Annotated in this window: 16 protein-coding genes and 4 tRNA genes; 5 read left to right on the forward strand and 15 right to left on the reverse strand. The window is 53.9% G+C overall.

The window, feature by feature from the left end; genetic code table 11:
* Positions 1–82: 82 nt before the first annotated feature.
* The 5 genes from yigB to FDX09_RS17860 are packed head-to-tail and all read right to left on the reverse strand — an operon-like array spanning position 83 to position 3,478.
* The gene (yigB, locus tag FDX09_RS17840) at positions 83–799 is read right to left on the reverse strand and encodes a 5-amino-6-(5-phospho-D-ribitylamino)uracil phosphatase YigB (protein ID WP_069325085.1); all 717 of its coding nucleotides are present in this window, start codon (positions 797–799) and stop codon (positions 83–85) included.
* Positions 799–1,701, reverse strand: a complete 903-nt coding sequence (gene xerC, locus FDX09_RS17845) for a tyrosine recombinase XerC (RefSeq protein WP_137347638.1) — start codon at positions 1,699–1,701, stop codon at positions 799–801. The genes yigB and xerC overlap by 1 nt, the downstream gene beginning before the upstream one ends.
* Positions 1,698–2,405 carry a DUF484 domain-containing protein gene (locus FDX09_RS17850; RefSeq protein ID WP_038634510.1) on the reverse strand — a complete coding sequence of 236 codons (708 nt, stop codon included), beginning with the start codon at positions 2,403–2,405 and terminating at the stop codon, positions 1,698–1,700. The genes xerC and FDX09_RS17850 overlap by 4 nt, the downstream gene beginning before the upstream one ends.
* On the reverse strand, positions 2,402–3,226 hold the full coding sequence (dapF, locus tag FDX09_RS17855; protein WP_038634512.1) for a diaminopimelate epimerase: 825 nt from the start codon (positions 3,224–3,226) through the stop codon (positions 2,402–2,404). Before dapF ends, FDX09_RS17850 begins: the two co-directional genes overlap by 4 nt.
* A 48-nt stretch (positions 3,227–3,274) precedes the next feature.
* Positions 3,275–3,478 (reverse strand): lipoprotein, encoded by a 204-nt coding sequence (locus FDX09_RS17860; protein ID WP_032940199.1) that lies wholly within the window; start codon positions 3,476–3,478, stop codon positions 3,275–3,277.
* Between the two features lie 138 nt (positions 3,479–3,616).
* On the opposite strand from FDX09_RS17860, the gene cyaY reads away from it, so the two are divergent.
* The gene (gene cyaY, locus FDX09_RS17865; RefSeq protein WP_038634515.1) at positions 3,617–3,937 is read left to right on the forward strand and encodes an iron donor protein CyaY; all 321 of its coding nucleotides are present in this window, start codon (positions 3,617–3,619) and stop codon (positions 3,935–3,937) included.
* Between the two features lie 76 nt (positions 3,938–4,013).
* Here the strand turns inward: cyaY and cyaA are convergent, their stop codons facing one another.
* Positions 4,014–6,560, reverse strand: coding sequence for a class I adenylate cyclase (cyaA, locus tag FDX09_RS17870; RefSeq protein WP_038634518.1), 2,547 nt, complete (start codon positions 6,558–6,560; stop codon positions 4,014–4,016).
* A 394-nt stretch (positions 6,561–6,954) separates the two neighbouring features.
* On the opposite strand from cyaA, the gene hemC reads away from it, so the two are divergent.
* The 4 genes from hemC to hemY are packed head-to-tail and all read left to right on the forward strand — an operon-like array spanning position 6,955 to position 11,032.
* On the forward strand, positions 6,955–7,896 hold the full coding sequence (hemC, locus tag FDX09_RS17875; protein WP_137347639.1) for a hydroxymethylbilane synthase: 942 nt from the start codon (positions 6,955–6,957) through the stop codon (positions 7,894–7,896).
* The gene (gene hemD / locus FDX09_RS17880; RefSeq protein WP_042314019.1) at positions 7,893–8,633 is read left to right on the forward strand and encodes a uroporphyrinogen-III synthase; all 741 of its coding nucleotides are present in this window, start codon (positions 7,893–7,895) and stop codon (positions 8,631–8,633) included. The genes hemC and hemD overlap by 4 nt, the downstream gene beginning before the upstream one ends.
* 21 nt (positions 8,634–8,654) lie before the next feature.
* Positions 8,655–9,830: a uroporphyrinogen-III C-methyltransferase gene (hemX, locus tag FDX09_RS17885; RefSeq protein WP_038634526.1), complete on the forward strand. Its 1,176-nt coding sequence runs from the start codon at positions 8,655–8,657 to the stop codon at positions 9,828–9,830.
* Between the two features lie 2 nt (positions 9,831–9,832).
* Positions 9,833–11,032: a protoheme IX biogenesis protein HemY gene (gene hemY / locus FDX09_RS17890; RefSeq protein ID WP_038634530.1), complete on the forward strand. Its 1,200-nt coding sequence runs from the start codon at positions 9,833–9,835 to the stop codon at positions 11,030–11,032.
* Between the two features lie 524 nt (positions 11,033–11,556).
* On the opposite strand, the gene FDX09_RS17895 is transcribed toward hemY, so the two are convergent.
* The 9 genes from FDX09_RS17895 to wzxE form a co-directional block, all read right to left on the reverse strand.
* Positions 11,557–11,633 (reverse strand) — tRNA-Pro (locus FDX09_RS17895).
* A gap of 41 nt (positions 11,634–11,674) precedes the next feature.
* Positions 11,675–11,760 (reverse strand) — tRNA-Leu (locus FDX09_RS17900).
* A gap of 20 nt (positions 11,761–11,780) precedes the next feature.
* Positions 11,781–11,856 (reverse strand) — tRNA-His (locus FDX09_RS17905).
* 56 nt (positions 11,857–11,912) lie between these two features.
* Positions 11,913–11,989 (reverse strand) — tRNA-Arg (locus FDX09_RS17910).
* 102 nt (positions 11,990–12,091) lie between these two features.
* The gene (locus FDX09_RS17915) at positions 12,092–13,477 is read right to left on the reverse strand and encodes an amino acid permease (protein ID WP_137347640.1); all 1,386 of its coding nucleotides are present in this window, start codon (positions 13,475–13,477) and stop codon (positions 12,092–12,094) included.
* A 276-nt stretch (positions 13,478–13,753) separates the two neighbouring features.
* The gene (gene wecG, locus FDX09_RS17920) at positions 13,754–14,494 is read right to left on the reverse strand and encodes a lipopolysaccharide N-acetylmannosaminouronosyltransferase (protein WP_069325088.1); all 741 of its coding nucleotides are present in this window, start codon (positions 14,492–14,494) and stop codon (positions 13,754–13,756) included.
* Complete coding sequence (gene wzyE, locus FDX09_RS17925; protein WP_038634539.1) at positions 14,494–15,849, reverse strand: ECA oligosaccharide polymerase; 1,356 nt, start codon at positions 15,847–15,849, stop codon at positions 14,494–14,496. Before wzyE ends, wecG begins: the two co-directional genes overlap by 1 nt.
* Entirely contained in the window at positions 15,846–16,925 is a 1,080-nt protein-coding gene (locus tag FDX09_RS17930; protein ID WP_137347641.1) for a TDP-N-acetylfucosamine:lipid II N-acetylfucosaminyltransferase, read from the reverse strand. Before FDX09_RS17930 ends, wzyE begins: the two co-directional genes overlap by 4 nt.
* The gene (gene wzxE, locus FDX09_RS17935; RefSeq protein WP_038634544.1) at positions 16,922–18,172 is read right to left on the reverse strand and encodes a lipid III flippase WzxE; all 1,251 of its coding nucleotides are present in this window, start codon (positions 18,170–18,172) and stop codon (positions 16,922–16,924) included. Before wzxE ends, FDX09_RS17930 begins: the two co-directional genes overlap by 4 nt.

The following is an 18,172-nucleotide window of genomic DNA, read 5'->3' on the forward strand; positions in this document are numbered from 1 at the left end:
CGCCGCGTAAAAGTATGTAAGGCGGAGAAGCGTAGCGCCATCCGCCAAAAAGCTGGGTATATATACAGAGTTCTGCTGGTGATTATATCAGCGAGGTCAGAGATGCCAACTGTGAAATTTCAATATGCGGCAGCAAACGGCTGTCTGCGGTTTGCATCAGGTCGGCATTTTCCGGTTTGATCCAGCAAGCCTGCATACCACAACGAATAGCGCCTGCAACGTCTGTCGTCAGGTCATCACCCACATGCAGAATTTCACCTACCGGCATTTTCAGTTTTTCCGCCGCCAGCGCGTACATGTCGCTGAACGGTTTTGAGCGCCCGTCGGGACCGGCGCGCAGCACAAACTCAAAATAATCACCCAGACCAAACAGTTCCGGCTGCGCGTTACCATTGGTGATCGCCACCAGCGGCCATTTGCGGGCCAGCGCCTTCAGCGTGTCATGCGTCGCCTGCGGAACATCAATGCGGCTACGCCATTTGGCGAAATTCATCATCGCCGCATTCGCCCCCATCAAGGCTTCTGCCGCTGACAGACCAGCCTCAAGCATAGCGCGCTCTACGGCGCGGTGACGCCATTGGGTAACGTCGTGGTAGATTTCCGGCTCGGCGTCACGAACGGCCTGACGTAAGCGCTGCAGGTCGCTATTTTGCAGCGAATTCAACGCCGGATGATAATTCTGTACAAACGCGAGCGCTTCCTGCTCTGTGCGTGTGATAACGGGACGGTTATCGTAAAGGGTGTCATCAAGGTCAAAGGTGAGCGCAGAAATACGCCCCAAAGGCCGGTAAAAACGCATTATTTCCCCCGTTTGGCGCGCGGATGCGCCGCATCGTACACTGAAGCCAGGTGTTGAAAATCAAGATGGGTATAGATTTGAGTAGTGGAGAGATTGGCATGACCCAATAACTCCTGCACTCCGCGTAGATCGCCGCTCGACTCCAGCATATGCGTCGCAAAAGAGTGGCGCAATTTGTGGGGATGGACGTGGCTGTTCAGCCCCTGTTTGATACCCCATTCCGCAAAGCGTTTCTGCACGTTACGCGCAGAGATGCGCTTGCCCAGTTTAGACAGGAACAACGCATCGTCATCCCCGCCAAATAAACCGCGCAGATCCAGCCAGTGCTCAATCCACGCCACCGCATTGCGGCCGATCGGCAGACGACGTTCTTTACTGCCCTTGCCCATCACCCACACTTCGCCGGTGTCGAGATTGAGATGTTTAATATCCAGCCCAACCAGTTCAGATAAACGCAGTCCCGCGCCGTACATCACTTCCAGCATCGCCCGGTCGCGCACGGCAAGGGGATCGTTGAGATCGATATCCAGCAGACGATTAACATCATCGACGTCGATATTTTTAGGTAAGTGGCGTGGCGCTTTCGGCGCGGAAACGCTTTTTGCCGGGTTGGCTTTCAGCTCGCCCTGATTAACCAGCCAGTCGAAGAAACTGCGTAGTGCGGAGAGACGCAATGCCAGACTCGCCGCTCCCAGCCCTTTACGACGGCTGCGCACAGCAAAGCTGCGTACCATTGCAGCGTCACATTGTTGCCAGCTTTGCAGACCGGTTTCTCCGGCTAACGCGATGATGGCATCAAGCTGACGCTGATAATTGAGTAGCGTGATCGGGCTAAGCTGGCGCTCAACGCCCAGATAGCGCAAAAAGCGCGCCACATCCTGAGAAAGGGGTGAATCGGTCATACGCGTTCAATCCAGCGCTCCAGCAGCTCCGGCAACATCAGCGAGATTTCTTGCAGTAATTGTGTACCTTGCCCCTGCTGGTAATGGTTAACGTCACGGCTGCTGAATAGCATCACGCCCAGGGAACCATCTTGCCCCAGCATCGACATCGCCACCGAGCCTATCGCTTTCGCCTCCGGCATCATAACCAGCAATTCCGGACCATTGAGTGGCCCAAGATAGTGCTGCGACTGCCCCAGACGCTGAATACGCAACGGTTCAAAGGCCTGACGGCTTAATGCCAGATGCGTAAATTTGGATGGCGCGCCAAGTCGCCACCGGTCCGGAAACAGACGCACCGTCGCGCCGGCCAGCCCCAGCTCACGCGCCCAGCGATGAAATCGCATCAGCATATCGTCAAGACTGCTGGCCGACACCAGGCGACTTTGCAGATTTAGCAGACGATAGAACAGGCTTTCATTGGCGTTGGCTTGTTCCATCAATAACGCCATGTTCTCTTCAAGCACATTAATATGATTACGTGCCCGCGCCATATGCCATTCAACTAAAGAGATCGTGCCCCGCACAGGGTGTGGGACGCGCATCGCTTCAACTGCCCGGGCATTACGGATAAAAAACTCAGGATTACGTTGCAGGTAATCGACGACCGCCCGATCGTCGAGCTCCATGAGCGTTTCCTGTAGTTCTTCCCCTGGTTGCTTCATAAGTGAATAAATCCGTCGTAGACATGTGCCGCCGGGCCAGTCATATACAGCGGATGACCCGGACCTTTCCAGGCGATATCAAGTCGACCGCCAGGTAACTCCACCCTCACCTCTTCTGCCAGCAGGCCCTGCTGAATACCTACCGCAACAGCGGCGCACGCTCCGCTGCCGCAGGCCTGCGTTTCACCCGCCCCGCGTTCATAGACGCGCAGCCGGATATGCTCGCGCTTTACCACCTGCATAAAGCCGATGTTGGCGCGTTCAGGAAAGCGTTCGTGGCTTTCCAGCACCGGTCCCAGCGTTTCCACCGTGGCCGTATCAACATCATCAACCTGAATCACGCAGTGTGGGTTCCCCATTGAAACCACGCCGCACAATATTGTCTGTTCGGCCGCGCGCATAATATAGGTCTTCTCTGCTTTGTTGGCGCGAAACGGAACCTGCGAAGGTTCAAAGTTGGGTTCCCCCATATTCACCCGCACCAGTTCGTCGTCGGTTACGGTTAACACCATACGACCATTCGCGGTACTGACGCGAATATCACGTTTATTGGTCAGCCCTTTCAGGCGAACAAAGCGAGCAAAACAACGGGCGCCATTGCCACACTGTGACACTTCACTGCCGTCGGCATTAAAAATACGGTAGTGGAAATCCAGCTCCGGATCATACGGAGGTTCAACCACCAGCAACTGATCAAACCCAACGCCGAGATGCCTGTCGGACAGGCGGCGGATCAGCTCTGGTGAGAAAAAGACATTCTGCGTTACCGCGTCGACGACCATAAAATCGTTGCCAAGGCCATGCATTTTAGAGAATTGCATCATTCACTCCGTTCACGCGGGTACAGAAATGTAAATCTATTCCTGCCGTCAGTAATTCACCTGAGAAGGGCCGTCGCTGATCCCACGATCGTTTTTCTCAGGCGTGGTGGATTGCGATTGCGGCTGAACGCTCTTGGTCGGAGGCGGCGCGGTTTTATCTGCTGGCGGGAAATAGAGCGGGCCTTTTAGCCCGCAGCCCGTCAGGCTGAACAGAGTTAAAATGACAGCGAGTGGCTTTAACACGTTTTTCATTATGGATTGCCTGTAAAGTTCATGCTTTCTGTTTTCTATCATCGCAGGAGAAGGCGTAAAAGCAAGAGTTAGCCTGTAATCTGCAACGCGTTTTGTTTCAGGTTATACTGCCGTCATCACGAAAAACAGGATAAGAAAATGAACGACAGTGAATTTCATCGCCTTGCCGACACCCTGTGGATGACCATTGAGGAGCGTCTGGATGACTGGGACGGCGACAGCGATATCGATTGTGAGATCAACGGCGGCGTGCTGACCATCAGCTTCGAAAACGGCAGCAAAATCATTATTAACCGTCAGGAGCCGCTGCACCAGGTGTGGCTGGCAACCAAACAAGGCGGCTACCACTTTGACCTGAAAGGCGACGAGTGGATCTGCGACCGTAGCGGCGAAACGTTCTGGGATTTGCTGGAGCAGGCGGCAACGCAGCAGTCGGGTGAAGAGGTGAGCTTCCGTTGATTTTTTGCCGGATACGCTTTGCTTATCCGGCCTACAGTAGGCCCGGTAAGGCGTAGCCGCCACCGGGCGAAAAGCCTCAGGAGAAATACTGCTGCAACATCGGCGTGTCGTTATCCTGATTAGCTGGCGGGACTGGGTTGAGCGGCTGGGTACGGAACGGAATCACCTGCGCACGTCCGTCGGTTTTCACAATCTGATAGAACTGCGGCAGGTTAAAGTTGATGAAGCTGGAGCCGTAGGTAAAGCGATCGTGCGACGATGAATAGAAGCGGCTGACATCACGTACCAGCTCTTCTTTGCTTCCCTCGCAGTGGTGATACACCTCCGCACGGTTACTCTCATCCAGTATATAAATATTAAAGCCCTGCTCATCGCCCGTTTCTTCGAAAAAGAACTGAATGATCCCTTCACTGGCAAAACCGTCCACCACCGACGGGAGTTTCACGTGGTTCGTTTCAACCTGGACGGAAAGGCCGTGCAGTTTGTTGTGTGAAATCGCCCCATAGAATTCGATGGCGTTTTCCAGTTTCTGTACCGATACGTTCAGACGCTCGAAGAACAGTCCCCACGTCTGACCAGACACGCGCAGCGCTTTGAAACGCCCGGTTTCCTGGCGGGTACTGGAAAGGCGCAGCTCGATACACTCAGAAACCAGTTGCTGCACGCGGGTACGGATTAACCCACGCAGATGCTGGCTGTAGCAGAACACTTCGACGCTATCCGGCGGCGCGGCATCCTGGTGCATTTTGCCCAGAATCGTTTTTAACGCTTCAATCATCGCCTGCTCGCCGTTGAAGTGCAGCGTACGTACTTCATTCCACGAGTTGCGGTACAGCAGGTCGACGCTCCCTACCAGGCAATTTTGCTCTTCGCCAAAGCTGAAGACGTCCAGCTTACGGAAATCAAAATGCACCACCTGATTACGGAATGCGGTCGTCGGGTCATATTCAAGGTTAACGATAATCGCCAGATGGCGAATTTCGCACGGGCTGTAGAGCGCTTTCGGCGTTGGTGCCGGCAGGCGCAGCGGGAAGTGGTGCGATACATCGGCGACCATTTCCTGCAGCTTCGGCAAATCAACAATACCGTTGCCCTTAATAAACAAATGCGTACGCGATGTCAGCAGACCGTTGAACCAGGCCCACGCCACCAGCTTGTTGAGGTAGCGGTTATATTCCAGCGGCTGATGGCTAATGATCGAATCCATATTTGGCGCGCGGTTGTAGAGATACCAACCCGAACGATTGGCGCGGCCCGGCGGCACATGGATAAAGGTCAGGTTCGGTTCTGAGAGGTCCGGAGATATTTGCGGGTTCACCAGCGTTACCTTACCCGGCAACGCTTCAAACGCGGCATACAGCTTACGGGTCAGCACGCCGATATCCTGCGGACTGGCGCTAACGCTGAGGTTATTGCGCCGCGCAAAGCGGATCAGATTACGATAGCTCTGCATCATCGCATCAAGCAGTTCGTTATGCGCTTCACGTACCTGATCAATCTTCCAGTTAGCGCGGTTATCCAGCATTGTCAGACGGGCTTCGTCCCAGCCCCATTCTTGCACTAACTGACTTAATACTTCACGACGCCAGCCCACGCAGGCGCGCTCGCGGCTCAGTTTCTCACACACTTTTAAGTAGAAACATCGACGCACTAAATCCAGGCGCGTCGGGTCTTCGATCGCCGTGAGATATTCGGTCACACGCTCCAGCATCATGCAGTAGGGATCGAGACCAAAAGAGACGATCTCGCCATCGTGCAGGCGCTGTTTAATGTCTTTCGCCAACAGGCGAGGATTGGGATATTCCCAGGAGTAGGCTTCCAGCAGCAGCGTCTTCAGCACCGCTTTGTACGGGGAATCGATACTTTTATATAACTGCCAGAGGCTGGCGCCAAAGTACTCTTCGGCGGAGAGCGAACTGAGTCCGCCGAGATCCAGCCATTCGTTTGGCGTTAATACGCCCTGCGCGTAGAGCTTCATGACGTAATCGTCGTAATGCTCTTCTTCGTCGCCCGGCACCATATTCCACAGAATACGTTTGCCCGCGAGGCGCACAGCGGTGCGATAGAATTCATCAAGCAACAGGATATGCTGCGTCGAGCCACAGTCTTCACCACCAAGACTGCCGCTTTCATTGTGACGGAAACGGTTTTCATCAATCAGGAAGAAACTGACTTCCACGCCCAGCGAAGCGGCCCAGCTTTCGAGCAGGCTACATTTACGCTGCAACAGCTGGCGCTCTTCGCTATCCAGCCAGGATTGGTGGCAGACCCAGATATCGAGGTCGGAAGAACAGCTTTGCCCTACCGAAGAGGTGCTGCCCATTGAGTAGACGCCGGTGATCGGCAGTTCGCCCTTGGGAGGTTCCTGCGGTGACATACCGCGGTACAGTTCGAGTTCGTTAAGGTAGTGGCGTTGGGTTTCATCAGGCGTGTAAAAGCATATGCCTTTGGGAACGTTACCATCGAGGTAACCCGGCATCAGAGGGTGGTGGTAGTGCAATAATGTCGGCAGCAGACTGTATACCTGCTGGAAAGCAGGTCCCATGGCAGCAAGCGCGCGATCCACACGCAGTTGATTTATGGCATCCAGTCTCTGTTTCAGAGTCTCAATATAGAGGTACAAGACGTATCGCCTGATGTTGCTATCCGTCATGCTGTCGATTGCTGCGGCGCAAGCGCTCACAATAATCGACATCAATTCGGATAAACCGTATGTCAAAAATAACCGTTACCTGTTTTTCGTCCGTATTTTTTTGTGCGGTACAGCCGAAAAAATGGTCTAAAACGTGATCAATTTAACACCTTGCTCATTGACCGTAAAGAAAGATGCGCTACATACAAGTGTAGCACCGTTCGTTACGTGTAAATTCCTTCATACGGTCGGAAGGTTTCTCGTCATTATTCACTGCCACTGATGATGCAGCAGCTTTTCCTCTCACTTACGTTTGAGCGTAACGCTGACATCCCTTTGATAAGGATGTTAGGATGGTCAATGATTGATAATGACGGTAACAAGCATGTTAGACAATGTTTTGAGAATTGCCACACGCCAAAGCCCCCTTGCGCTCTGGCAGGCACATTATGTCAAAGACGCCTTAATGGCAAATCACCCCGGTCTGATCGTGGAACTGGTTCCTATGGTAACCCGTGGCGATGTGATCCTTGATACCCCGCTGGCAAAGGTCGGAGGGAAAGGGTTGTTTGTTAAAGAGCTGGAAGTCGCGCTGCTGGAAAAACGCGCCGATATCGCCGTGCATTCCATGAAGGATGTGCCGGTTGAATTCCCTGACGGTCTTGGACTGGTCACCATTTGCGAGCGAGAGGATCCGCGTGATGCTTTCGTCTCAAATAAGTACAACACGTTGGATGACCTTCCCGCAGGTAGTATTGTCGGGACATCCAGTTTGCGTCGCCAGTGCCAGTTGGCAAAGCGTCGCCCGGATCTCGTCATCCGTTCGCTGCGCGGCAACGTCGGTACGCGTCTCGGCAAATTGGATAACGGCGATTACGACGCCATTATCCTGGCGGTCGCCGGGTTAAAACGTTTAGGGCTTGAATCGCGAGTCCGTACCGCACTGCCGCCGGAAGTCTCCCTGCCCGCTGTCGGGCAAGGCGCCGTCGGCATAGAGTGCCGACTGGACGATATGCGTACTCAGGCGTTGTTAGCGCCGCTCAACCACGAAGAGACCGCGCTACGCGTAACAGCCGAACGCGCCATGAACACTCGCCTCGAAGGGGGATGTCAGGTGCCTATCGGCAGTTATGCCGAACTCATCAACGGTGAGATTTGGCTACGCGCGCTGGTCGGCGCGCCTGACGGATCGCAGATGGTATGCGGGGAACGTCGCGGTGCCGCGCTGGATGCTGAACAGATGGGCATCTCTCTGGCAGAAGAGCTCCTGGAGAATGGTGCGCGCGCCATTCTGGCTGAAGTTTATAACGGAGAAGCACCCGCATGAGTATTCTGGTCACCCGCCCGTCTCCCGCAGGGGAAGAGTTAGTGAGCCGTCTGCGCACACTGGGGCAGGTGGCCTGGAGTTTTCCGCTCATCGAGTTTTCCCCGGGTCGGGAACTGGCAACACTCGCCTCCCGACTGTCGGCGCTGACGGATAACGATCTGGTTTTTGCCCTCTCGCAGCACGCTGTCACCTTTGCCGATGCCGAACTTCAGCAACAAGGGAAAAGCTGGCCTTCCCTTCCGCATTATTTTGCCATTGGTCGTACAACGGCGCTGGCACTGCATACTGTTAGCGGCTGCAATATTCACTATCCTCTGGATCGGGAAATCAGCGAAGTCTTGCTACAATTACCTGAATTACAAAATATTGCGGGAAAACGCGCGCTTATTTTACGCGGCAACGGCGGTCGGGAACTGATAGGTGAAACCCTGACGGCGCGTGGAGCCGATGTTGATTTTTGTGAATGTTATCAACGCAGTGCAAAAAATTACGATGGTGCGGAAGAAGCAATGCGCTGGCAATCTCGCGGCGTGACCACGGTGGTGGTCACCAGCGGTGAGATGTTACAACAGCTCTGGTCGCTCATTCCGCAGTGGTATCGTGAGCACTGGTTACTACGCTGTCGGCTGCTGGTCGTCAGTGAGCGTCTGGCGCACCTCGCCCGGGAACTGGGCTGGCAAGATATTAAGGTCGCTGATAACGCCGACAACGATGCGCTACTACGCGCATTACAATAACTCTCATAATGGGATGCCATAATGACGGAACAAGAAAAATCCTCCGCCGTGGTTGAAGAGACCAGGGAGGCCGTGGAAACCACAGCACAGCCAGTCAATACTGAAAAAAAGGGTAACAACAGCACGGCGCTGATTCTGAGCGCGGTGGCGATTGCTATTGCGCTGGCAGCAGGTGTGGGTCTGTATGGCTGGGGGAAACAGCAGGCAACAACGCAGACGGCAACCAGCGATGCGCTGGCGAACCAGCTGACGGCGCTGCAAAAAGCGCAAGAAAGCCAAAAAGCTGAGCTGGAAGGCATCATTAAACAGCAGGCAACGCAGCTTGATGAAGCCACTCGCCAGCAAGCCGCGCTGGTCAAACAGCTTGATGAAGTGCAGCAAAAAGTCGCCACTATCTCCGGCAGCGATGCTGGGACATGGCTGCTGGCGCAGGCTGATTTTCTGGTAAAACTGGCTGGTCGTAAATTATGGAGCGATCAGGACGTTACCACCGCCGCGGCGCTGCTGAAAAGCGCCGACGCCAGTCTGGCGGATATGAACGACCCGAGCTTAATTGCCGCCCGTCGCGCGATTACTGACGACATCGCGAGCCTCTCCGCGGTAACTCAGGTCGACTATGACGGCATTATCCTGAAAGTGAATCAGCTCTCTAACCAGATTGATAACCTGCGTCTGGCCGACAACGACACCGACGATTCACCGATGGACTCCGACAGCAGCGAGCTGTCCAGCTCAATTAGTGAATGGCGCGTCAACCTGCAAAAAAGCTGGCAGAATTTTATGGACAGCTTTATCACTGTTCGCCGTCGAGATGAAACCGCCGTCCCGCTGCTGGCGCCGAACCAGGACGTTTACTTACGTGAGAACATTCGTTCTCGCCTGTTAGTAGCCGCCCAGGCCGTACCGCGTCATCAGGAAGAGACATACCGCCAGGCGCTGGAAAATGTCTCTACCTGGGTACGCGCCTACTACGACACCGACGATGCAACCACCAAAGCTTTCCTGGAAGAGGTAGACCAGCTGAGCCAACAAAGCATCAGTATGGATGTGCCAGAAACACTGCAGAGCCAGGCTATTCTCGACAAATTAATGCAGACCCGCGTGCGTAATTTACTGGCGCAGCCTGTCACAGCGCCGGTTGCCGCCGCTCCTGCTCCTTCGGCAGACACCCCGGCAACCGCGCCGCAAGGAGAATAATGATGCTAAAAGTATTATTACTCTTTGTACTGTTGATTGCCGGGATCGTCGTTGGTCCAATGATTGCCGGTCATCAGGGCTACGTGCTGATCCAAACCGATAATTACAACATTGAAACCAGCGTGACGGGCCTGGTGATCATCCTGATCGTCGCGATGGTCGTCCTGTTTGCGATTGAATGGCTGCTGCGCCGAATTTTCCGCACCGGCGCGCATACCCGCGGATGGTTTGTCGGCCGTAAACGTCGCCGCGCCCGCAAGCAGACTGAACAAGCGCTGCTCAAACTGGCGGAAGGCGATTATCAGCAGGTTGAAAAGCTGATGTCGAAAAACGCCGATCATGCTGAACAACCGGTAGTGAATTACCTGCTGGCGGCAGAAGCGGCCCAGCAACGCGGCGATGAAGCGCGCGCGAATCAACACCTTGAGCGTGCAGCTGAACTGGCCGGGAATGATACGATCCCGGTAGAAATCGCTCGCGTTCGTCTGCAACTGGCGCGTAATGAAAATCACGCCGCGCGCCACAGCGTAGATAAGCTGCTGGAGGTGACGCCACGTCATCCGGAAGTGCTGCGTCTGGCTGAGCAAGCCTACATTCGCACCGGCGCATGGAGTTCGTTACTGGATATCATTCCATCTATGGCTAAAGCGCATGTGGGTGATGAAGAGCACCGCGCAATGCTGGAACAACAGGCATGGGTGGGTCTGATGGATCAGGTTCGCGCCGATCAGGGCAGTGAGGGGCTACGTACGTGGTGGAAAAACCAGAACCGTAAAACCCGTCATCAGGTTGCCCTGCAGGTAGCGATGGCTGAACATCTGATTGAGTGCGACGATCACGATACGGCTCAGCAGGTCATCATTGACGGTCTGAAACGTCAGTATGACGACCGTCTGGTGCTGCCGATCCCGCGCCTGAAAACCAACAACCCGGAACAGATAGAAAAAGTGTTGCGCCAGCAGATTAAGGCCGTTGGCGATCGCCCGTTGCTGTGGAGCACGCTGGGGCAATCGTTAATGAAGCATGGCGAATGGCAGGAAGCCACGCTCGCCTTCCGTGCTGCGCTCAAACAGCGCCCGGACGCCTACGACTACGCCTGGCTTGCTGACGCGCTGGACAGGCTGCATCAGCCGGAAGAAGCCGCCACCATGCGCCGTGATGGTCTGATGTTGACGCTGCAGAACAACAATCCCCCGCAGTAATTCCCTCTTGCCCGGTGGCGCTTCGCTTACCGGGCCTACCGTCTACACAAAATCATTCAAGATGCATCAAGGCGGCAAGTCTGGGAATCCCCAAGAGCTTACATAAGTAAGTGACTGGGGTGAGCAGACGTAGCCAACAAAGAGGCAGCTTGAAGGATGACGTGTATATGCATAAAAAAACGCCCGCTCGGTAAGGAGCAGGCGTTAAACAGGTCTGTATGACAACATAATGGGTGCTTCACTCAACGTTATGTCCATGGTGTTTGATGAGGCATGAGCGACATCTGTCTGTGGACGATAAGCACCGTAAACGGCTCTGCATCATTCCTGAGTTTATGAGGCCTGATGGCGAACATAAGAGATGGAATGAGCATCTACCCGTATATTATTGCACAACGCATGCCACGATTGCACTGCAAAAACTATGGATTCGAACTTTTTAAGACATCAGGTAATTCGCGAGAATAAAGGCTGAGGAGGGAAAATCAGAAAACAAAAAACCCCGCCGAAGCGGGGTTCAAAATTGGTCGGCGAGAGAGGATTCGAACCTCCGACCCACTGGTCCCAAACCAGTTGCGCTACCAAGCTGCGCTACTCGCCGTTTTACTGCTTTTTGAATTTTTAGTTCAATTCTTTAAGTCGTGGTGCGAGGGGGGGGACTCGAACCCCCACATCCTAAGGACACTAACACCTGAAGCTAGCGCGTCTACCAATTCCGCCACCTTCGCATTTCACAACTTTAAATTAATGGGGTGGCTAATGGGATTCGAACCCACGACAACTGGAATCACAATCCAGGGCTCTACCAACTGAGCTATAGCCACCACTGCAAATCTTTTACGCGGTATTAAAACCACCGCAGCTCCGGCACCTAACTAAATGGTGCGCCCGACAGGATTCGAACCTGAGACCTCTGCCTCCGGAGGGCAGCGCTCTATCCAGCTGAGCTACGGGCGCTTAGCGCCGTTGCGGGGCTGGATATTACGGAGGTCTCGGTCTTCTGTCTAGTGCTTTTTTAAAATAAATTATCGTTTGGTCATGGTTTGTGCGTTTTGTCGCTTATTCCCGCAATTTATGGGCTGTGCCATGACGATTCAGACCAAAAACCTTATAAATGAGCGTCACAGCCAGTAAGAAGATAATCCCAACAAACAGCGACATTCGGGTATCTTCATTAAAGTACATACCGATTAATACGCAAACCAGGAACGCCATCGTCAAATAATTCGCCCACGGGAACAGAATCGAGCGGAAAGGATGACTGGCGATCGCCGCTTTATGCGCCTGACGGAAACGCAGCTGGCTTATCAGGATCACAAACCACGGCACCATCCCCGGCAACACACTGGCACTATAGACATAAACGAACACCCGTTGCGGATTGGGAATGATGTAGTTCAGGCACGAACCAATCAGCAGGATCGCGATAGAAATCGCTACACCGGCAACCGGCACGCCATGGCGAGAGACTTTTCCAACAGCGGCTGGTAGCTGGCGATTCTTTGCCAGCGCGTAGAGCATACGCCCGCAGCTGTACATGCCGCTGTTACAGCCAGACAGTGCCGCCGTCAGGACCACAAAGTTAATAATCCCTGCCGCGGCGGTAATACCAATCTTGGCAAAGGTGAGAACAAACGGGCTGCCGTTGCTGCCGATCTCGTTCCACGGGAAAATAGTGACGATAACAAAGATCGCGCCGACGTAGAAAATCAGGATACGCCACAGCACCTTCCCCACCGCGCTACGCAGCGTGACCTGGGGGTTCTTCGCCTCACCCGCAGTAATGCCGATCAGCTCTACGCCCTGGTAGGAAGCCACGACAATACACAATGCCGTCAGAAAACCCTTCCAGCCGCCGGCAAAGAAGCCGCCGTGGTCGGTCAGGTTGCCAAAGCCAATCGCCTGACCGCCATTGCCAAAGCCGAAGAAAATGACCCCTAACCCAATAACGATCATCACAATGATGGTGGTCACTTTGATCATGGCAAACCAGAATTCAATTTCACCATACAGGCGAACCGCGGCGAGGTTTGCCAGCGCAACCAGCCCGACAGCAATCAGGGCAGGTATCCATTGCGCCATTTCCGGGAACCAGAACTGTACGTACACCCCGATGGCGGTAATCTCTGATATCCCTACCGCCATCCACATAAACCAGTATGACCAGGCGGTGAGATAGCCAAAGAAGGGGCTCATGTAACGGTGCGCGTAAACCGCGAATGAACCGGCAACCGGCTCGAGGAATAACATCTCCCCCATGGAACGCATAATGAAAAAGACGAACAGCCCCGCGACGATATACGCCAGCAGTACCGAAGGCCCCGCCCATTTCAGGGTACTGGCGGCGCCCATAAACAGTCCGACGCCAATAGTGCCTCCAAGGGCAATTAATTCGATGTGACGAGCCTCCAGCCCACGCTGTAGCTCAGGTTTGTTCTCGGCCATAAATCCTCTTGATGTGTTTGCATGCTGTCCGGTATTACCGGTTCTCGTTATGGGTACATCTTGTTATTCCATAACAGGCCATACGGCACCGACCGCTTAACGGTTGACGCCAAAAACACCACGGCACTGTAATGATTGTTGCGAATGGTTTCCTAAAATCGCTTAAATGGCAATTAAAGCATTCAAAAAATGAATAGATTGTGCGAGAAAGCAGCGATTATGTTGTGAATAAGTAGCGTGATTAGCAGATCACGCTACTTATCAGAGGAGAGAGCATCAGAGGTTGCCGGTATAGTGCCAGCGGAGATAGCGCAACAAACGAAGTTGACGGGTGATACGGCTCGGCTGTGACAGTAAGCGATACAGCCACTCCAGCCCCAGATTTTGCCAGAGTTTAGGCGCACGCTTAACGTGACCGGTAAAGACGTCGTAGGTCCCCCCTACCCCCATATACAGCGCTTCAGGGTGGATCTTCCGGCAATCACGCATAAAAATTTCTTGTTTCGGCGATCCCATCGCTACCGTCACAATTTGCGCACCGCTGGCGTGGATACGTTCAAACAATGCCTGACGCTGCTCCGGCGTAAAATAACCGTCCTGGCTACCCACAATGTTCACATGCCACTGCGCACGCAATTTGGCTTCGGTTTGCGCCAGAACCTCAGGCTTGCCGCCAATCAGGAAAACCGGCGTTCCCTCCTGCCCGGCTCTCGCCATTAGCGCTTCCCAGAGATCGGCCCCCGCTACGCGTGAAATCTGAGCCTGCGGGAATTTTTTACGCACCGAACGCACCACGCTAATACCATCCGCATATTTGAACTCAGCGGCGTTAATCAGATCCCGTACTTCAGGGTTATCTTCTGCCGTCAGCATTTTCTCGGCATTGATAGCCACCAGCGTCCCAGGCCTGAGGCGTCCTTCGGCAAACAGGTAATTTAGCGCGTGTTGCATATCGCGCCAGCCAATCAGTTGTAGTCCGCGCAGCGAATAGAGTGGCGCAGTTGTGTTATCCGTCATTACGATCCTTCAATCTGTGTCCGGGGCAGCGATTTAATTCGTTTATGGATAAGTCCCGCGCTATCGAATAGCCAGAACAGCAGTTTTGCCACCAGCAGACAAACGCCAAAAATCACGAGGAAAAAGACCACTCGCGAGACAAACGAATCCAGTCCTTCACGTGCCAAAACGATCATATTGAAAATGGCGCCAAAACAGAAACTGTGCAAAATGGCCGCCTTGTAGCGATTGGTTTCGCGGTTACCTAATTCATATAGCCAGTCGAACCATTTAATGATTAACCCGACGACAATCGCGCCTAACGGTATAAACAGCGCCCCGCCCATCACCACCAGCGAACCAATTAACGTGGGTGAAATCGCCAGCCCCGAGTGGTTGTTCAACACTTCCCAGGTAAAGTAGTTCGCGGAGTTGAGAACGATACTCGGCCGCCCAGGCCACAGCCAGGTGGGGATAAAGACGTAGAAATCACGGACGATCGGCGCCAGCCCCTGGAACTCAATATTGTGGTAGTTCTGCAGCAACAGCGCCAGGTTTTCCCACGGCGAGAAAGTATCACGCGTCAGGTACAGGAAGGTATAGAACGCCTCGTCACCGCTCACGTTCATCCCGTAGCGTTTCAGCGCCAGCCAGAACATACCGACGATGCCCAACACGCCTGCTGCGGCCAGCATCCACAGCGAAATCCAACCGCGAATAATGCCGATAAACAGGAAGATGGCAAACGCGATAATAATATTGGCGCGCGTTCCGCCGACAATCATATAGGTCAACAAGCCAAACGCGACGGTGCTTACCAGGAAGAACAGCCACGCTTTGCTGTCCTGACGCAGAAAGTAGACCACCAGCATCGCCGGAATGAAGAAGTAGAAGAAGCGCTTTAACGCCACGCCAGAGACTTCACTGGAAAAAATCTGGCTGTAGGATTGCAGTCTGAACAGCAGGAACCCATTGTGCATAAAGAAGACGCCCACGCTCACCAACGCAATCGCCATCAGAATAACCCAGGTTAAATGGGCTTCAACGCGATTAATGGTAAATAGCGGCCTGCGCGGCTTATCCTCTACGCGCTTACGTAAACGCGTTTTATACGTCACGTAGTAAACGGCATAGAAGCAAGCGGCTGACAGCAAAGCCTGCAGCAGGATCTCCGGGGGCGCTACCGCCACATCAAAACGAAACACCAGGATGCTGGTCAGCGGGAATCCGAAGAAGAACGTTAGCAAAAACAGCAACGAGAAAAAGACGTTGAAGTTAAAACGCACGCGGCGAAATTCAAACCAGGTCAGCGTGGCGATAAACAAAGTGGAGAGCAGCCAGACCACCAGCAGCCCGCTGAATTGCATCAGGCTCATTTAGTTTCTCCTGAAGCAATGCGCAGCGCGTTATGCCACGGCTGCAGATAATTCGGACTAAAGAAGGTGATCGTATTTTTATCTACCAACGCCAGTTGCCGCTGCGCTTCGCGTACGAGACCTTCATTGAGTTGATCTGTCGTAAACAGAACCGGGATATTTTGCTCTGCCATATCCTGCCAGAAAGGATTTTCACGGTTGAGCACGCACGGGATACCGGCCTGGATCAACAAACATAAGGTGCCGATCCCTTGCTGACGAGCAAAAATAAAGTAGCCCAGATCGCACTGACGCAATAGTGCCAGATAGGCATCAAACTCCAGTTTTTCACTCAATATTTGCAAATTATCAGCGCTAAATAATGCCAGACCCGCCTGACGAACCTCGTCGATATAGGCCGTATTATTGGCAGGATACCCCATCGGCACTATCACATTCACCGTGTCACCAAACTGCTGGCGAACAGCACGTAGCGCGGCAATATGCTCATTGCTGCGATCGCCAGAGTTGCCAACCAACACCGTCATCTTACCGCTGCGCTGGCTTTCACTGCTCATATTATTGAGCGAGGGATCCATCCGCGTTGGGAAATAGAGCAGTTCGCCGCGAACGTGCGGATGCTGCCCGGCGAAATAACGTAAATCGCCTCGCGTAGCAAACACGCAGCCCACGCGATTCTGCGCCATGCGACGAATCGGGTAAAACAGGCGGAATTTCAGCCCACTGGAAACTTCATATAAATCCGCGCCCCAGATGTGCCAGTAAAACTGCTCCGGTTTAATTCCCCCACTCAGCAGCGCCAGCCACAGGCTGGTGTTGAACTGACCATGAAAGAAGAAGCGCTGTTGGCGATCCGCTTTCGCCTTCGCAATAACCGCCTGGGCCAGCGCCTTTTTTCCGTCGTAGAAACTCAGCGATAACGCCGGGCAGCTCTCACTGAACCCAGCATCCTGGCCTGCAACCATAAACGTGCGCGCATGCTCGCTCGTCGCAGCCAGCGAATCGTTAAAAAACCGCAGCACGGTGTGGTTATGGTGAGGGATATCCGATCCCAGAACGTGAATCAGTACAGTCATGCCCGCCTACGCCAGAGTAAAAACACGCCACAACAAAGAGAAAAATAGACGATGTATGTTGCCATATACGCCTGCGCTGCGCCCAGAGCACCATGTGCCGGGATCAGCCAGTGGGCAAACGCCGTCAATAACATGAACTGGCTAATTTCAGCCAAAATATAAAACCGCAGCGACGCTTTCGCGATCACCAGATACCCAAAAACGTAGGCGCCAACTTTCAGTACATCGCCGACCAGTTGCCAGGCAAACAGGTCGCGCATGGCGGTAAATTTTGCGGAAAAGAGCAGCCAGATCGCAAAATCACGCAATAGCCAAACCGTAAAGCTCGCGGCGGCAACCGCCGGCAGCACGAACTTCAGCGACTTAATGACCTCGCGGGTAATGTCATGCTTTTCTGTCAGCCGCGACAACGTCGGCAGCAAGTAAACGCTGAATGAGGCGGTAATAAATTGCAGATACGCATCGGAGATACTGCTGACCCCCTGCCAGATCCCCACATCATCCCAGCTGTACTGTGCCGCCAGCAGGTTTCGCATCATCACGTATGCCACAGGCAGCGTTACAGAGGTAATCAGCGCCATCAGCGTAAACTTGCTTAACTGCCCTGCCAGACCATTGTCCCACGAGGGCTTCAGGTAATGCAGCGGAATAGTTCCACGCTTAAGCAGCATAATAATGGCAGGGATAACGACCAGCGCAGGCACCAGAGCCAGGCCCAGCAAGGCGCCTTCATAGCCCCCCAGGCGATAGCAGCCATAGTAAGCCACTACGCCAACCAGGCTACCCACAATCAGCGACAGCGCGTTGCCTGCCGCATCGCGGAAGCCTTTCATCAGCGCCAGCAGCAGGTTAGCCCAGGCGATGCCCATCTGCACCAGCGCAACCAGTCGAACCAGCCCCTGATAATGCGTATGGCCAAACAACCCCTGACTGATCGGCGCGGCCGCCAGCAGAAAAACCGCCGCCATCAGCGTAGAGAATCCCAGCACCATTGCGGAAGATGTACCGACCACCTTACGGAGCCGGGCCGGATCGTCATGGTGCTGCGCAACGTATTTCGTGACACCGTTGAAAATGCCAGCCCCCGCCAACACGCCCAGCACGGTGACCATTTGGCGAAAATTACCCGCCTGGCCCACACCTGCCGGGCCAAAGGAGACGGCCAATAGTTTCACCACCAGCAAACCCGCCCCAATTTTTACCAGCGTACTGGCCGCCGTCCATAAGGACGCTTTAGCAAGCGACAT

Source organism: Citrobacter sp. wls717 (genome assembly GCF_005280955.1).
In the GTDB taxonomy this organism is placed as follows: Bacteria; Pseudomonadota; Gammaproteobacteria; order Enterobacterales; family Enterobacteriaceae; genus Citrobacter; species Citrobacter werkmanii.

Bases quoted from the DNA above. Each gene is read 5' to 3' on its own strand.
- yigB (WP_069325085.1), bottom strand. From the start codon at position 799: ATGCGTTTTTACCGGCCTTTGGGGCGTATTTCTGCGCTCACCTTTGAC.
- xerC (WP_137347638.1), bottom strand. From the start codon at position 1,701: ATGACCGATTCACCCCTTTCTCAGGATGTGGCGCGCTTTTTGCGCTAT.
- FDX09_RS17850 (WP_038634510.1), bottom strand. From the start codon at position 2,405: ATGAAGCAACCAGGGGAAGAACTACAGGAAACGCTCATGGAGCTCGAC.
- dapF (WP_038634512.1), bottom strand. From the start codon at position 3,226: ATGCAATTCTCTAAAATGCATGGCCTTGGCAACGATTTTATGGTCGTC.
- FDX09_RS17860 (WP_032940199.1), bottom strand. From the start codon at position 3,478: ATGAAAAACGTGTTAAAGCCACTCGCTGTCATTTTAACTCTGTTCAGC.
- cyaY (WP_038634515.1), top strand. From the start codon at position 3,617: ATGAACGACAGTGAATTTCATCGCCTTGCCGACACCCTGTGGATGACC.
- hemC (WP_137347639.1), top strand. From the start codon at position 6,955: ATGTTAGACAATGTTTTGAGAATTGCCACACGCCAAAGCCCCCTTGCG.
- hemD (WP_042314019.1), top strand. From the start codon at position 7,893: ATGAGTATTCTGGTCACCCGCCCGTCTCCCGCAGGGGAAGAGTTAGTG.
- hemX (WP_038634526.1), top strand. From the start codon at position 8,655: ATGACGGAACAAGAAAAATCCTCCGCCGTGGTTGAAGAGACCAGGGAG.
- hemY (WP_038634530.1), top strand. From the start codon at position 9,833: ATGCTAAAAGTATTATTACTCTTTGTACTGTTGATTGCCGGGATCGTC.
- FDX09_RS17915 (WP_137347640.1), bottom strand. From the start codon at position 13,477: ATGGCCGAGAACAAACCTGAGCTACAGCGTGGGCTGGAGGCTCGTCAC.
- wecG (WP_069325088.1), bottom strand. From the start codon at position 14,494: ATGACGGATAACACAACTGCGCCACTCTATTCGCTGCGCGGACTACAA.
- wzyE (WP_038634539.1), bottom strand. From the start codon at position 15,849: ATGAGCCTGATGCAATTCAGCGGGCTGCTGGTGGTCTGGCTGCTCTCC.
- FDX09_RS17930 (WP_137347641.1), bottom strand. From the start codon at position 16,925: ATGACTGTACTGATTCACGTTCTGGGATCGGATATCCCTCACCATAAC.
- wzxE (WP_038634544.1), bottom strand. From the start codon at position 18,172: ATGTCGCTTGCTAAAGCGTCCTTATGGACGGCGGCCAGTACGCTGGTA.